Origin of the sequence: Streptomyces sp. NBC_01428 (assembly GCF_036231965.1) — a bacterium.
Classification (GTDB): Bacteria; Actinomycetota; Actinomycetes; order Streptomycetales; family Streptomycetaceae; genus Streptomyces.
In genome coordinates this window covers 8,795,074-8,810,330 of sequence record NZ_CP109499.1, presented here as the reverse complement: position 1 = coordinate 8,810,330, position 15,257 = coordinate 8,795,074, and the positions used below count along the sequence as shown (strand labels likewise).

Here is a 15,257-nt window from a genome sequence, read left to right as displayed (position 1 = left end):
CACCGGACTCTCCGCCGTCAGGCGGCTTCCTCGACAGGTGCTTCCTCGACGGTGCGGGAGTCGGTGAGGCTCAGAGCGCCGGTGGCCGCGATCAGTCCGACGACGACCGCGAGGACGGCATAGGTGATCCGTTCGCCGTGGAAGAAGGACGCGACGAGGTCGCCGCTCCAGGTTCCGGCGGGGAGCTGGGTGGTGACCAGCGCTGCGATCAGGGTGCCGACGACGGCGGTGCCGACGCTGGAGCCGACCTCCTGTGCGGTGTCGTTCAGGGCGGCGCCGATGGAGGTGCGGTTGCTCGGCATCGCATCGACGAGCGCGACCGCGCAGATCGTCATCACGGTGCGCAGGCCCACGGTCATGAGCACCATGCAGACGGCGATGGCCGCGTACCCGTGGTCGACCCCCCAGGAGAGTCCCGCCAGCGAACCGGCCAGACAGGCCGCCCCCACCAGGCACGCGATGCGGTGGCCGAACCGGCGCCCGAGCCATTCGGACAGCGGAGTCGCGACGAGCATGGTCACGATGATCGGCAGGTTGGCCAGGCCGGCCCGTACCGGGCTCCAGCCGTAGGCGTACTGGAAGTGGAGGATCAGTCCGAACATCACGCTGGCCATCGCGATGGACGTACCGATCTGCGCGATGGTGGCGCCGCGGACGGTGCCGTTCGTGAAGAGCTTCAGGTCCAGCATGGGTGCGGCGCTGCGCCGCTCGTGGAGGATGAACGCCGTCGCCGCCACCACGGCGCCCGCGATCGACGCGAGGGTGATCGAGGAGAGCCAGCCGTGCTCGACACCGCTGGTCAGCGAGTAGCAGGCGAGCCCGATGGCGCTGACGCTCAGGACGGCGCCCGGCACGTCGAGCGCGTCCTTGGTGAGGTCCTCCGGTCGGTCTGCCGGGACGCCGAGCCGCACGCCGATGCAGGCGATCAGCGCGATCGGGGCGTTGACGACCAGCAGCCACTCCCAGCGCACATGGGCCAGCGCGGTGCCGCCGAGCAACGGCCCGAGAACGAAGCCGGACATGCCGACGACGATCATCACCGTCATGGCGCGCATCCGCAGGGCCTTGTCGTCGAACAGGCGGAAGACCAGCGAGTTCGTGATCGGGGCCATGGCCGCGGCGGCGATGCCGAGTGCGGCGCGCAGGGCGATGAGCTCGCCCGCCGTGGTGACCAGGACGACGCACAGGCTCAGCGAGCCGAACACGGCGAGTCCTATGAGCAGCACCCGACGGCGGCCCAGCCGGTCGGCCATCGACCCGGCCGTGAGCAGCAGGCCGCCGAAGGTCAGCGAGTACGCGCCGGTGACCCATTGCAGCGCGGTCGTGCCGCTGCCGAGGTCGCGACCGATCGTGGGCAGCGCGATCGACAAGAGCGTGTTGTCGACCATCTCGACGAAGAACGCCAAGCAGAGGGCGGCCAGCGGAATCCACGCCGCGCGGAGGGAGGGATAGGTGGTGCGTGAGGGTTTTTGCAACGTGGCGGTGGTCATGACGGTCCTCTCGATCGAACGTCGTTCGGCTATCGAACAACGTACGATGCGCTACGATAGAACAACGTTCGATACGACGCAAGACACGACGAGAGGGAAGCCATGGCACGCCTGCAGGACCGCTCCGGTGCGGGACGTCGACGGGCCTCGCACTCGATGGAGTCCGTGCTCACCGAGGCGGTGGCCCTGCTCGACGAGGCCGGCGCCTCGGCTCTGACGTTCCGGGCGCTCGCACAGCGGCTCGGCGGCGGCGTCGCCAGCATCTACTGGTACGTCGCGAGCAAGGACGAACTGCTCGACCTCGCGACCGACCACGTGATGGGCTCGGTGCTGGCCGACGTGGAGAAACTCCCGAGCAGCGACGACCCGATCGACGACCTCCGCGCCATGGCCGTGACGCTCTTCGACGCGATCGTGGACCGGCCCTGGCTGGGCGCGTACTTCATGCGCAACACCAACACCCAGAGCAACTCGCTGCACCTCTACGAGCGGCTCGGCCGGCAGACCCTTCGGCTGGATCTCAGTGCGCACCAGCGGTTTCACGCCGTGTCCGCGATCGTGGGGGTCGTCGTCGGCTCCGCCGTCGACATGGGGCAGGAGCCGCCCGAGGAGATCCTCGACGGCGCGGTGGGCCGCGACGAGTTCCTCGGCCGCTATGCCGCCGCCTGGCGCGAGCTCGACCCCGAGGACTTCCCCTTCGTACGCGAGATCGTCGACGAGTTCGACGGCCATGACGACGTCGACCAGTTCCGCTCCGCACTGGAGCTGACCTTGGCGGGCCTCCGCCTTCAGGCCGGAGCCTGAGACCTCGGCGCGATCGCGCCGGCGGCACGATGGGTTCGTCCCGGGCGGGTACGGCAGGACGCGCCGGGCAGTGCGGCGGGTTCATCCCGTCGGCCCGGCGGGCGTGGTGTGTGGAAATGTACGGGCGAAGACGCCCTACTCGACGCGCTGCTCGGCCGGTTGCGCCAGCCCCTCCGTCCACTTTTCCTCGATGCGGCCGAGCTTCCACACCAGCAGCGCGACGATCCAGGTGGCGAAGAACAGGCCGACGACGACGTAGCCGATGATGTTGAGGTCGAGGCCGGAGATCCAGTCCCAGAAGAAGCCGTGCAGGCCGGCCTTCTCCGCGACCAGGCCGAGCAGTTCGACGGTCCCGATGATGAGGGCGACGGCGACGGACAGGCCCGTGACGGTGAGGTTGTAGTAGACCTTGCGGACGGGCTTGGAGAACGCCCAGCCGTAGGCGAAGTTCATGAACGATCCGTCGATCGTGTCCAGCAGCGCCATCCCCGCCGCGAACAGGACGGGCAGGCAGAGGATCGCGTACCAGGGCAGCCCTGAGGCCGCTCCCGATCCGGCGAGGACCAACAGGGCGATCTCGGTCGCCGTGTCGAAGCCGAGCCCGAAGAGCAGGCCCAGCGGGTACATCTGCCAGGGCTTGGTGATCGACTTCATCAGGCGGCCCAGGATGCGGTTCATGAAGCCGCGGTTGTCGAGCTGCTCCTCCAGCGCCGCCTCGTCGTAATGGCCGGAGCGCATCGCGCGGAACACTTTCCAGATCCCCGCCATGATCAGCAGGTTGATGATCGCGATGACGTAGAGGAAGACCCCCGAGACGGTGGTGCCGATCCAGCCGGTGATGCTGTGCAGCGGGGAGTCGTCGTTCTCCACCGGTCCCGCCAGCGCCTTGACGCCGAGGGAGAGCAGGAAGGCGAGCGCGAAGACGATGCTGGAGTGGCCGAGGGAGAACCAGAACCCGACGGACAGCGGGCGCTGTCCCTCGTTCATCAGCTTCCGAGTGGTGTTGTCGATCGCGGCGATGTGGTCGGCGTCGAAGGCGTGCCGCATCCCCAGGGTGTAGGCGGTGATGCCGATACCGATGCCGAACGTCTTGGTGCCCAGGCTGTAGTGCTCGGGCGCCACGACCGCGAGCAACGTGAACCAGCCGATGACGTGCAGCGCGACGACGAACGCGGCCATCCCGCCGAGACGGGCCCACTCCTTGCGGGTCATCGAGGTACGCAGGCGATGCCATCTCGATCGATCGTTCGCAGCCACACCATCCAGCTTGCTGCAATACGCTCGCAAGTACTACTTGAATGCAGTAAAGCTGAGGTCAGGTTTCGACCGTGGTCGCGACCCCAGTACTCACAGCGCGACCGCGGCCCGGACCAACCCCGCGACCGCCGACGAACGGCTGTGCGGGGGCCAGGCGATCACCGTGGTGACCTCAGGGGCGTCGGGGACCGGCACGGCGGTGAGATCCTCGCCGAGGCCGGCGCACGCCGACTCCGGGACGATCGCGCAGGCCCGGCCGAGGGCGATGAGCTGAGTGAGCTGCGTGTGGTCGCGCACCTGTGGGCCGGGGCCGTCCGCGAAGGCTCCGTCGGGTCGTGGCCAGCGCGGCAGGGGCAGACCGGAGAGGCCGGTGATCTCGTCGATCCGCAGGTGAGGCCGGGTACTGAGGGGATGGCCCGCCGGAAGGATCACGATCTGGCGCTCCGTGTGCAGATCCTCGGTGTCGAATCCGGCCGTGTCGTCGAACGGCCGGTGCAGGAGGGCCACATCGGCCCGGCCGTCGTGCAGGACGCGCGCCTGCTCCCCCGGCCCGCACAGCATCACGTCGACGCGGACCGCGTCGGGTTCGGCCGCGTAGGCGTCGAGGATCTTCGCCAGGAGCTCGCCGGAGGCGCCCGCCTTCGCGGCGAGAACGACGGAGGGGCTGCCGGTCGAAGCGAGGGCGGCCCGCCGCGTTCGACGCTCGGCGGCCTCGACGGCGTCCAGCGCGGCTCCCGCCTCCTGGAGAAGCACCGTCCCCGCGGCGGTCAGGGCGACACCCCGGCTGTCGCGGTCGAGGAGCGTGGCGCCCAGTCGCCGTTCGAGCTGGGCGATGGCCCTGCTCAGCGGAGGTTGGGCGATGCCGAGTCGCTGCGCGGCCCTGCCGAAGTTCAGTTCTTCGGCGACCGCGACGAAGTACCGCAGTTCACGCGTCTCCATCGGGCCAGCCTAGCCCGGTCCGCCTGGGACGATACCCGGGCGGTATCGACGGACACCCGATCGGTCTTGGACAGGCGTCAGGGGCGGGCGAAGCATGGATGCCATGAGTGAAACGAACACCGCCCACCGTCCGCAGGTCGCGCTGGTGACCGGAGCCAACAAGGGGATCGGGTACGAGATCGCAGCGGGGCTCGGTGCCCTGGGCTGGACCGTCGGGGTCGGCGCCCGGAACGAGGAGCGGCGCGAGTCCGCCGTGGAGAAGCTGCGCGCGGCCGGAGCCGACGCGTTCGGCGTTCCGCTGGACGTGACCGACGACGCGAGTGTGACTGCCGCGGCCCGGCTCGTGGAGGAGCAGGCCGGGCGGCTCGACGCGCTCGTCAACAACGCGGGGATCACCGGTGGCGGACCGCAGGACCCCACTACGGTCGATGTCGACCGGGTGCGAGCCGCCGTCGAGACCAACGTGATCGGCGTCATCCGCGTGACGAACGCCCTGCTGCCGCTGCTCCGCCGCTCGCCGTCACCCCGGATCGTCAACGTCTCCAGCAGCGTCGGCTCCCTCACGCTCCAGACGACCCCTGGCGCCGAGGTCGGCCCCGTAGCCGTCGCGTACTCACCGTCCAAGACGTTCCTGAACGCCGTCACGGTGCAGTACGCCAAGGAACTGGCCGACACGAACATCCTCATCAACGCCGTCTGCCCCGGCTACACGGCCACGGACCTCAACGCCTTCCAGGGCGTGCGTACACCGCAGCAGGGAGCCGCCTCCGCGATCCGCCTCGCGACCGTGCCGGACGGCGGACCGACGGGTCACTTCTTCGACGACGAGGGCGAAGTGCCCTGGTAGTGACAGCGATAGCGGTTCCCCGAGCGGCCGGATCGACGTCGTAGTGCGCCGACCGGTCGGGTCAGGTGCCGGATGATTCGCCGGCGGCCGCGGCGCAGTGCGCCTGGTCCGTCGGCCCGGCGGCACGCAGCGGGCGGCCGCCGTGCGGAGCGGCGTGCGCGCGGTGGAGGACGCGCAGCGCGTCGGTCAGTGCCTGCGCCGCGTCGGTCTCCAGCGGAGCGAGATAGGCCGCCTCGGCCTCGGCGCGTGCCAGTTCCGCGTCCCGCAGGCAGGTGACTCCGGCGTCCGTGAGCGTCACCACGTTACGGCGGCGGTCCCGCGCGCTGCGATGGCGTTCCACCAGTCCGCGGCCTTCGAGTTCGTCGATGACGGCCACCATCGTGGTCCGGTCCATGCCGATCGCCGAGGCCAACTCGTTCTGCGAGCGTTCGGCGCCGTCCGCCCCGATCACCGACAGCACGCCCAACTCGCGGGGCAGCACGCCGTACGGCTCCAGCGCCTCGGCCATGAGGGCCGCGAGTTCGAGGTAGGCGTGCTTGACCAGGTACCCCAGCCGCAGCGTGAGGAGGTCGGACAGTTCGGCGTCGTCCGTCATACGAGGTAGCGTATCCTGCTTCTGATAATCAGCGATGCTGACTATCGGTGGTGCTGCGCACTGGCAGCCGCCACACATACGCTTCACGACCTGCGCGGACGAGGCGACGGGGGGAACCGATGCTTCCTTCGTCGCGCCCTCCGTCACCGTCCCACCGCGTGTTCCGGCCCCCTTGCGCCGGAACACGCTCCTCCGTCCCGCGCCGCCTTCGCGGCGCATGCCTCACCAAGGAAGCGACGTCCTCGACATGAGTGACTCCATACCCGCCGGCGCCACCCGGACGGCACCGGGCTCGCCCGCCTCCGCCTCGGCCGAGACGGCCGATCCCCGCCGCTGGTGGGGCCTGGTCGTCATCGCCCTGGCCCAGCTCATGGTGGTCCTCGACGCGACCATCGTGAACATCGCGCTGCCGTCCGCCCAAAAGGCCCTCGACATGTCGGACGGCAACCGTCAGTGGGTCATCACGGCCTACACCCTCGCCTTCGGCGGTCTGCTGCTGCTCGGCGGCCGGGTCGCCGACCTCGTCGGCCGCAAGCGCACGTTCATCGTCGGCCTGATCGGCTTCGCCGCCGCGTCCGCCGTCGGCGGCGCCGCGACCGGCTCCGCGATGCTCTTCGGAGCCCGGGCCGCGCAGGGCGTCTTCGGCGCCCTTCTCGCCCCGTCGGCACTGTCGTTGATGACGACGACCTTCACCGACCCGCGCGAGCGCGGCAAGGCGTTCGGCATCTACGGCGCGCTGGCCGGCGCGGGCGGCGCCGTGGGCCTCCTGCTCGGCGGCATCCTCACCTCGTACCTGAACTGGCGCTGGTGTCTGTACGTCAACATCCCGATCGCCATCGTCGCCGTCATCGGCGCGGTCATCCTGCTGCACGACCGACCCGGCCACAAGGACGTGCGGCTCGACGTGCCCGGCGTGATCCTCGGCTGCGGCGGCCTCATCGCCATCGTGTACGGCTTCTCCGAGGCCGAGCCGCGCGGCTGGGGCGACTCGATGGTCATCTCGCTGCTCGTCGGCGGCGTGCTGCTGCTCGCCCTGTTCGTGCTGTGGCAGTCCCGCGCCAAGTCGCCGCTGCTCCCGCTGCGGATCCTGCGCGACCGCAACCGGGCCGGCTGCTTCCTGACCATGGGCTTCGCCACGATCGGCATGTTCGGCCTGTTCCTGTTCATGACCTACTACCTGCAGGGCATCCTCGGGTACTCCCCCGTCAGGACCGGTCTGGCGTTCCTGCCGATGTCCGCCGCGATCATCATCGGCTCGACGCAGATCTCCGCCCGGCTGCTGTCCCGCGTCCCGGCCCGCGCCCTCATGGTCCCGGGCATGTTCCTGGCCGCCTGCGGTCTGCTCATCCTGACCCAGCTCGGCGTCGACTCGTCGTACGCCACGCATGTGCTGCCCGCCGAGCTCATCATGGGTCTGGGCATGGGGCTCACGTTCATGCCCGTCTTCTCCACGGCGACGCAGGGTATTCGCCCGCAGGACGCCGGTGTCACCTCGGCCATGGTCAACACCTCGCAGCAGGTGGGCGGTTCGCTGGGCACGGCCCTGCTCAACACCATCGCCACCTCCGCCACGTCGACGTACATCGGCAGCCACCTCACCGACCCGTCCCGCAAGGCGCAGGTCGTGGCCGCGGGTGTGGTCCACGGCTACACCCACGCCATCTGGTACGCGGTCGGAGCGATGGTCCTCGCCGGGTGCTCCGCGGCCTTCCTGGTGAACGCCAAGCCCGTCGCCCATGGTGACGCCGCGACGCCGAACGCCGCGCACTGACACCGAGACACCGAGCCGGACGGCTCCGGTCCCGTCACGAGGCGCCGGCAGGGGAACTCCCCGGCCGGCGCCTCCGGCACAGTTCCGACGGGTGCCTCCGCACTGGCGGTGACCCCCGTGACCCGCCGATCCGGCGAACCGTCCGCGATCGACCGCCCGCCCACGGGGCCGCCTCGTCCGCCCGCTGCATGCCGTCGCCCCCTACGTGCATACTCAGGCTGCGCGCACCGGTGTTCGCAAGAAGCAGGAGGTAGGCGATGGTGTCGAAATCGGGGACGGAGCCGCGGAGGGTCACGATCAATGACGTCGCCAGGTCCGCCGGAGTGTCCCGGCAGACCGTGTCGCGGGCTCTCAACGACAAGGACGAGATCGACGGCGACACCAAACAGCGTGTGCTGGACGCCGCTCACGCGCTGGGATACCGGCCGAGCCGGTTCGCCCGGGGTCTGGTGCGCCAGGACACCATGACCGTCGGGCTGGTCATCCCGGATCTGCTCAACCCCTTCTTCACCGAGGTCGCGGCCTCCGCGCTGGAGGCCGCCCGGTCGCGTGGCTGGCATGTCGTCGTGTACGACACCGCCGACCGCGCGGAGGAGGAACGGGGCACGCTCCAGGTGATCAGTTCGCAGGTCGACGCGGTCATCGGCTACTTCAGTTGTCCCGACAGCGAACTGGAGGCGTTCACCCGCGGCATGCCGGTGGTGCTCATCGGCCGGGAGAGCGGGTCCTCGCGGTTCACGTCGATCCGGATCGAGGGGCAGGACGGGGTCCACGCCGCGATCGCGCACCTTGCGGCGAAGGGCCACACGCGGATCGGCATGCTCGACCACCACACCCGGGCCGAACCGAGCATCCGCCACGCGTGGTTCACGTCGGCCACGAGGGCGCACGGGATCGACGCCGGGATGGTGGTCGGCGCGGACCAGACGGCCGACGGCGGCGGCAGGGCCCTCAGGGAGCTGCTCGGGGCCCATCCCGACATCACCGCCGTCTTCACGTTCAACGACATCATCGCGATCGGCGCGCTCCGGGAGGCCCGGCGCCTCGGCAAGAACGTTCCGCGGGATCTGGCGGTCATCGGCTTCGACGGCCTGCAGCTCGGGGCACTTCTGGAGCCCCCGCTCACGAGCGTCGCCCTCGACACGCGGCAACTCGGCGCGCTCGCCGTCGAGCAGGTCGCCCGGCTGCTGTCGGAACCGCGCACGCAGGTGGCCGACGACCTGATCGTGCGTGCCGAACTGCGTTTGAGCGGGTCGGCGTAACCCGTCGGAAACGCGTCCGCATCGTATGTCTTGACGTGGAAGCGCGCCGGAGCGCAGACTTCCGACCACTCCGCATTGCATCGGGCGGGGTATCTCCAGGCCTTCCCGTGAGCGCTCCCGTGAGCGTTCACGGGATCGCTCACAAGCATCCATAGTCAGCTCTTTCGACCACGTCGCCTCGGCAACTCGGCGCTTGCACCGGCACCTTCGCGACGTATGCCTTCCGCCCCCAGGGTGTTCAGCCCGAGGGTTCCGCATCGAGCCGTCTAGCACCGTCGCTAGCCGTTGTCTGGAACGGAAAATATGAGCAGCACACGCACGCGCATCCGCCTTGCCGTCGTCGCCGCGGCCGCCGGCTCCGTCGTCCTCGCCGGATGCTCTTCGTCCGGCCCGTCCGCCGAGTCGTCCGCGAAGTCCTGCGAGCCCGCGAAGGGCAAGGTGACACTCCAGTACTGGAACACGGTTCCCGGTATGGACCAGGTCGTCGCCCTGTGGAACAAGCAGAACCCGGACATCCACGTCGAGACGAAGAACATCTCCAACGACCAGTACGGCACCCTCGGCAACGCCCTCAAGGCGGGCAAGGCGCCGGACCTCGCCCAGGTCGGCTACGACCAGTTGCCCAACCTGCGGACGCAGAACGCCTTCGTGGACGCCTCGGCCTGCTCGGCCGCGAGCGCGGCGAAGTCCAAGTTCGTACCGTGGACCTGGTCGCAGTCCAGCTTCGGGGGCACCGGCGTCTTCGCCCTCCCGCAGGACACCGGTCCGATGGCGCTCTACGTACGCAGCGACCTCTTCAAGAAGCACGGCATCGACATACCGAAGACCTGGGACGCGTACGCGGCCGCCGCCGAGAAGCTGCACAAGGCCGATCCCGACCTCGACATCACGTTCTTCGACCCCAACAACGCCGAGTGGTTCAACGGGCTCGTCTGGCAGAACAAGGCCAAGATGTACGGCTACTCCGGCGACAAGTGGCACGTCACCGTCGCGTCGCAGCAGAGCCGGCAGGTCGCCGACTACTGGCAGAAGCTGATCACCGCCAAGCTCGTGCGCACCGACCTCGCCAACGGTTCGACGCAGATGTACGCCGCGTACCAGAAGAACCAGATCGCCAGTTACGTGGGCGCCGCCTGGGGTTACAGCATGTTCCGCGACAACCTGCCCAAGCAGGCCGGCAAGTGGAGCATCGTCCCGATGCCGACCTGGGGTGCAGACGGCGCGTCCGGCGACTGGGGCGGCTCGACCGTCGCGTTCATGAAGGGCGGCAAGCACCTCTACGAGTCCGCCAAGTTCAACACGTGGCTCACCACCGACCCCGAGGCCCTGGCACTGGAGAACAAGCTGGGCGGCCTGTACCCGGCGGCGAAGGCCGGGCTTCAACTGCCCGCCCTGTCCAAGGGTGTTCCGTACTACAACAACGAGAAGATCTTCGACGTCTTCGCGGACTCGTCCCAGAAGATCGACACCAGCTTCGCGTGGGGCCCCACCCAGAAGACGGTGAACCTGGCGCTCCAGGACGCGATGGCCAAGGCGGCGGCCGGTGACGGCACCCTCGCCGACGCGCTCTCCGCCGCCCAGGCGTCCGCGCTGAAGTCGATGAAGGACCAGGCGATCCCGGTCACGGCAGGCGAGTGAACACGGCATGACCGACCTCGCGACCCGCGCACGCCCGACGCGTGAGGTGCCGTCCACCGGAGGCCGCCGCCGTCGCCTTCCCCAAGGCGGCGGCCCCCGGGCCGGCACCATCACCGCGTTCCTGATCCCCTTCTTCCTCCCGTTCGTGCTGTTCTACCTGGTGCCGGTCGGCTACGCGCTCTGGCAGAGCTTCCGAGCCGTGCACCGCACCGGAGGCCAGTACGGCACCTCCTACACGACGTTCGGCGGGTTCGAGCAGTACCAGAAGGTGTTCGAGAACACCGAGTTCTGGTCGAGCATCGGACGCATCGGGCTCTTCGGCATCGTGCAGGTGCCGGTCATGCTGCTCGTCGCCCTCGTGATGGCACTGCTGCTCGACACTCCCCTGCTGAAGTTCAAGTCCGTCTTCCGCATCACCGCGTTCATGCCGTACGCGGTGCCCGGCGTGATCGCCGCGATCATGTGGTCGTACCTCTACTCACCCCAACTCAGCCCCGTCGTCGACCTGTTCGACAGCCTCGGGCTGCACCCCGACTTCCTCGGTCCGGGCGCGGTCCTGTGGTCGGCGGCGAACGTCTCCACCTGGCTGTGGACCGGCTACAACATGCTCATCATGTACTCGTCCCTGCAGGCGATCCCACGGGAGCTGTACGAGGCCGCCAAGCTCGACGGAGCCGGCAACTGGGCCATCGCCTGGCAGATCAAGGTGCCCATCATCGCGCCGTCGATCGTCCTGACCACGGTGTTCTCGATCATCGGAACGCTTCAGCTGTACGCGGAGCCGGCCGTGCTCCGGCAGATCTCCTCCAACATCTCGAGCACGTTCACACCGAACATGCTCGCGTACGCGGTGGCGTCGGGGAACAACTACCAGCAGGCCGCCGCGATCTCCGTGGTCATCGCCGTCATCACCTTCGTCCTGAGCTTCGGATTCATGCGACTGACCTCGAAGAGGGCCGGCCTGTGAGCAACGCGTCCACACACCGTGAAAGCCGCGTCAGCCGTTCGGCGGCCATGGCCCTGATGCTCCTGCTCGCGGTCTACTTCCTGCTCCCGATCTACTTCCTGATCGTCGCGGCCACCAAGCCGCAGGGCGACCTCGCCTCCACCAACGGGCTGGCGTTCTCGCACTTCAACCTGGTCGACAACCTGCGGGTCCTGTTCACCCGCAGCGACGGCATCTTCGGGCGGTGGGCGGTCAACACCGTCATCTACGCGGTGCTGGGCGCGGCCGTGGGCACGCTCATCTCCGCGCTCTGCGGATACGCCCTGGCCAAGTTCCGCTTCCGTGGGCGGGAGTTCCTCTTCTCCGTCGTCCTCGGCGGTGTCCTCGTACCCACCACCGCGCTGGCGCTGCCGCTGTTCCTGCTGTTCTCGGCGACCGGGATCGTCAACACCTACCTCGCGGTGTTCCTGCCCAGCATCGTCAGCCCGTTCGGCGTCTACCTGGCCCGCATCTTCGCCACGGCCGCCGTGCCCCAGGAACTGATCGAGTCGGCACGCCTGGACGGCGCGGGTGAGTTCCGCACGTTCTTCTCCGTGTCGTTCAAGCTGATGACGCCCGCGCTGGTGACCATCTTCCTGTTCCAGTTCGTGGCCATCTGGAACAACTTCTTCCTGCCGATGGTGATGCTGCAGAAGGAGTCCCTGTTCCCGATCACGCTCGGCCTGTACCAGTGGAACGGTCAGACGGCCCGGGCCCCGCTCCTTCAGCAGTCCGTCATCACCGGCTCGCTGGTGTCGATCGTGCCCGTGATCGTCGTGTTCATCCTCCTCCAGCGGTTCTGGCGCACCGGTCTGGCGGCCGGTTCGCTCAAGTGACCGCAGCCGCCTCCTCCCGCCTCCGCAGGTCAGGCCCGTACAGAAGGTTCTCGCCGTCATGAGCAACTCCGCTGTCTTCGTGCCCCACTTCCACTGGGACCGGGAATGGTACGAGCCGTTCCAGGTGTTCCGGCACCGGCTGGTCACCGCCCTCGACACCGTCCTGGAGACGGCGGAGGCGAACCCCGATTTCCGGTTCACCGTCGACGGGCAGATGGCCGCGGTCGAGGACTACCTGGAGATGCGCCCGGAGAACCGCGACCGCGTGGCGGCCCTGGTCGGGGCGGGACGCCTGGCTGTCGGGCCGTGGCTCATCCTGCTCGACGAGTTCCTCTGCTCGGGCGAGACCATCGTCCGCAACCTGCGGATGGGGTGGTCCGCCGCCGCGGACCTGGGGGGCGCGATGGCCGTCGGCTATCTGCCGGACATGTTCGGTCACGTCGCTCAGATGCCGCAGATCCTCGCGCGTGCCGGCATCGCGCACGCGGCGCTGTGGCGCGGCGTGCCCGGTTCCGTCGACGGCCACGCCTTCCGCTGGCGCGCCCCCGACGGCTCCGAGGTGCGCACCGAGTTCCTCTTCGACGGCTACGACAACGGGCTCGACGTCCTGCTGGTGCCCGACCGGATCGGCCGCGCGCTGAACGACTACGCGGAGATGACGGCCGGCCGCTGGGGCGACGACCCGGTGCTGGCGATGGCGGGCACCGACCACAACGCGCCCGACCCGCAGCTCGCGGCGTGGCTGCGGCAGGCGTCCGGCGAGGGGCGTCCCATCACCGTCGCGACGCTGGACGAGTACCTCCGCGTGCATGTGCGGGACGAGGTGCCGGCCGTCGTCACCGGCGAGTTGCGCAGCCATGTGCGCGGCAACATCCTCCCGGGTGTCCTCTCGGTCCGCCTCGGACTGAAGCAGCGGATGGCTGTCGCCGAGCGCACGGTCGACCACGCGGAACGCATGAACGCCCTGTGGTCCCGGCACGACGACTCGGCGTTCCTCAGCCTCGCCTGGCACAAGATCATCGAGTCGAGCGCACACGACTCGGTCGTCGGTTCCGGCACGGACGAGACGTGCGACCAGGTCGCCGCGCGTCTGGCGGAGGCCGCGCAGACCGCGCGCGCCGTCCGGGACGCGGCACTCGCCGAACCCGCCGCGCTGGTGCCGAGCGACGGCCATCTGGTCGCCAACCCGCTGCCGTTCGAACGCACGGCGCTGGTCGAGGTGAACGTCGTCGCGCCGCCCGAGGGGACGAGCCCGGTGGCGACCTTCGCGGACGGCTCCGAGCACCCGGTGCAGCTGATCTCGCGGGCACCGACGGTTCTCAGCGACGAGCGCATGGACGCCTCACAGGTCGAGCGCGTGCTGCGCCGCATCCACCGCCGCGAGCTGTTCGGCCGGCTCATCGACCACTACGACCTCAGCCCGGGCTCGCTGGTCTTCCATCTCGCGGAGGTCCCCTCCGGCGGGCCGTTCGACCTGCTGATCCTGCGCAAGGAGGTCGCCGCCGCCGCTGCCGCCCATCCGGGTGAGTGGCGGGTGCTGACGCTGGAGGAGGCCCGCGCCACCGCACTCGTTCCCGTCAGGGTTCCTGCCTCCGGGCTGACCTCCTTCCGGGTCGGGACCCGCGAGGAGGCCTCCGTCGCGCCGGGCGCCGACGCGACCCCGGCTGACCCGAATGCGCCCGTGTCGGCGGCGTACGCGCCCGCCGCCGCGACGGGTCGCACCCTGTCCAACGGCCTGGTCACGGTCACCGTCGCCACCGACGGCACGCTGGACATCACCGGGCCCGACGGCACCCTGCTGAGCGGGGTCGGCCGCCTCGTCGACGGGGGTGACCGCGGCGACAGCTACAACTACGCTCCCCCGGCGCACGACGTCCTCGTGCGGGAACCGACGCAGATCACCGTCGACCTCGTCGAGGACGGACCGCTGCGTTCCCGGCTGCGCGTCACCCGGGTGTACGCGTGGCCGGCGGCGCTCTCGGACAACCGCGATCTGCGCGACGAGCGGACCCTGCCGACACCGGTGGAGATGCTCGTCGAGGTGCGCACCGGGGAGCCGTTCGTGCGGCTGTCCACCGCGTTCCTGAACCGGTCCGCGGACCACCGGCTGCGCCTCCACGTACCGCTGCCCGAGCCGGTGGCCACCTCCTCCTCGGCCGGCCAGTTCGCCGTCACCGAGCGCGGGCTCACCGCCGAGGGCGGCTGGGGCGAGCACCCGCTGCCGACCTTCCCCGCCAGTACGTTCGTGTCCGCGGGTCCGGCCAGTGTCCTCCTCGACCACTCCAGCGAGTACGAACTCGTCGACGGCGGATCCGAACTCGCCCTCACCCTGCTGCGCGCGATCGGCTCGATCAGCGTCAACATCCATCCGCTGCGCGACGAGCCCGCCGCGAGCGAGATCCCGGCACCCGGTGCCCAGGACCTGGGCATGCGGATCGAGAACCGCTTCGCCGTCGTCCCGTCGGCCGACGGCTGGCGCGGCGCCGGCGCCGTCGCTCTCGCCGAGGAGTTCCGCAACGACGTGCTCGTCACCCGGGGGACCGCGCCCGCGACCGGTCAGCTGCCGCCCGACGCGACCGGACTGCGTGTCGACGGCCAGGACGTCCTGGTGTCCAGCGTCCGCCGTGTCACCGACGACGCCTCCGGGGCCGGCATCGAGGTGCGCCTGGCCGCGATGCGCGACACCGCGTCCACCGTGCGGGTGACGGGCGCGTTCTCCGAGGCCGTCACCGTGGACCTGCTCGGCCGGCCGATCGCGCGTGCGCAGGCCGAGAACGTCCTCGAACTCGCCCTCGGCGCCTGGGAGATCCGCACGGTCGTCCTCCGTTAGAGG

Annotated in this window: 12 protein-coding genes; 8 read left to right on the top strand and 4 right to left on the bottom strand. The window is 69.7% G+C overall.

Annotated elements, in window-relative coordinates:
- Positions 1-17: 17 nt before the first annotated feature.
- A complete protein-coding gene (locus OG406_RS38360) occupies positions 18-1,490 on the bottom strand; it encodes an MFS transporter (protein WP_266852648.1) in 1,473 nt (490 codons plus the stop codon).
- 156 nt (positions 1,491-1,646) lie between these two features.
- Here OG406_RS38360 and OG406_RS38355 point away from each other — a divergent pair, with 156 nt between their 5' ends.
- On the top strand, positions 1,647-2,294 hold the full coding sequence (locus OG406_RS38355; RefSeq protein WP_267052159.1) for a TetR/AcrR family transcriptional regulator: 648 nt from the start codon (positions 1,647-1,649) through the stop codon (positions 2,292-2,294).
- 135 nt (positions 2,295-2,429) lie between these two features.
- Here the strand turns inward: OG406_RS38355 and OG406_RS38350 are convergent, their stop codons facing one another.
- The gene (locus OG406_RS38350; RefSeq protein WP_329190409.1) at positions 2,430-3,506 is read right to left on the bottom strand and encodes a HoxN/HupN/NixA family nickel/cobalt transporter; all 1,077 of its coding nucleotides are present in this window, start codon (positions 3,504-3,506) and stop codon (positions 2,430-2,432) included.
- Positions 3,507-3,641: 135 nt separating this feature from the next.
- The gene (locus OG406_RS38345; RefSeq protein ID WP_267052016.1) at positions 3,642-4,490 is read right to left on the bottom strand and encodes a LysR family transcriptional regulator; all 849 of its coding nucleotides are present in this window, start codon (positions 4,488-4,490) and stop codon (positions 3,642-3,644) included.
- Positions 4,491-4,584: 94 nt separating this feature from the next.
- Here OG406_RS38345 and OG406_RS38340 point away from each other — a divergent pair, with 94 nt between their 5' ends.
- A complete protein-coding gene (locus tag OG406_RS38340) occupies positions 4,585-5,337 on the top strand; it encodes an SDR family oxidoreductase (RefSeq protein ID WP_388650935.1) in 753 nt (250 codons plus the stop codon).
- A 61-nt stretch (positions 5,338-5,398) separates the two neighbouring features.
- Here OG406_RS38340 and OG406_RS38335 read toward each other — a convergent pair whose 3' ends face one another.
- The gene (locus OG406_RS38335; protein WP_267052014.1) at positions 5,399-5,932 is read right to left on the bottom strand and encodes a MarR family winged helix-turn-helix transcriptional regulator; all 534 of its coding nucleotides are present in this window, start codon (positions 5,930-5,932) and stop codon (positions 5,399-5,401) included.
- A 247-nt stretch (positions 5,933-6,179) separates the two neighbouring features.
- Between OG406_RS38335 and OG406_RS38330 the strand changes: the two genes are divergently transcribed.
- The 6 genes from OG406_RS38330 (at position 6,180) to OG406_RS38305 (ending at position 15,254) form a co-directional block, all read left to right on the top strand.
- The gene (locus OG406_RS38330) at positions 6,180-7,703 is read left to right on the top strand and encodes an MFS transporter (protein ID WP_329190405.1); all 1,524 of its coding nucleotides are present in this window, start codon (positions 6,180-6,182) and stop codon (positions 7,701-7,703) included.
- A 257-nt stretch (positions 7,704-7,960) separates the two neighbouring features.
- Entirely contained in the window at positions 7,961-8,965 is a 1,005-nt protein-coding gene (locus tag OG406_RS38325; RefSeq protein WP_329190403.1) for a LacI family DNA-binding transcriptional regulator, read from the top strand.
- A 303-nt stretch (positions 8,966-9,268) separates the two neighbouring features.
- Positions 9,269-10,603, top strand: a complete 1,335-nt coding sequence (locus OG406_RS38320; protein WP_267052012.1) for an ABC transporter substrate-binding protein — start codon at positions 9,269-9,271, stop codon at positions 10,601-10,603.
- 7 nt (positions 10,604-10,610) lie between these two features.
- Positions 10,611-11,570, top strand: a complete 960-nt coding sequence (locus OG406_RS38315) for a carbohydrate ABC transporter permease (RefSeq protein WP_266852659.1) — start codon at positions 10,611-10,613, stop codon at positions 11,568-11,570.
- A 47-nt stretch (positions 11,571-11,617) separates the two neighbouring features.
- Positions 11,618-12,424, top strand: coding sequence for a carbohydrate ABC transporter permease (locus OG406_RS38310; RefSeq protein WP_203658905.1), 807 nt, complete (start codon positions 11,618-11,620; stop codon positions 12,422-12,424).
- Positions 12,425-12,482: 58 nt separating this feature from the next.
- Positions 12,483-15,254, top strand: a complete 2,772-nt coding sequence (locus OG406_RS38305) for an alpha-mannosidase (RefSeq protein ID WP_329190401.1) — start codon at positions 12,483-12,485, stop codon at positions 15,252-15,254.
- Positions 15,255-15,257 lie beyond the last annotated feature (3 nt).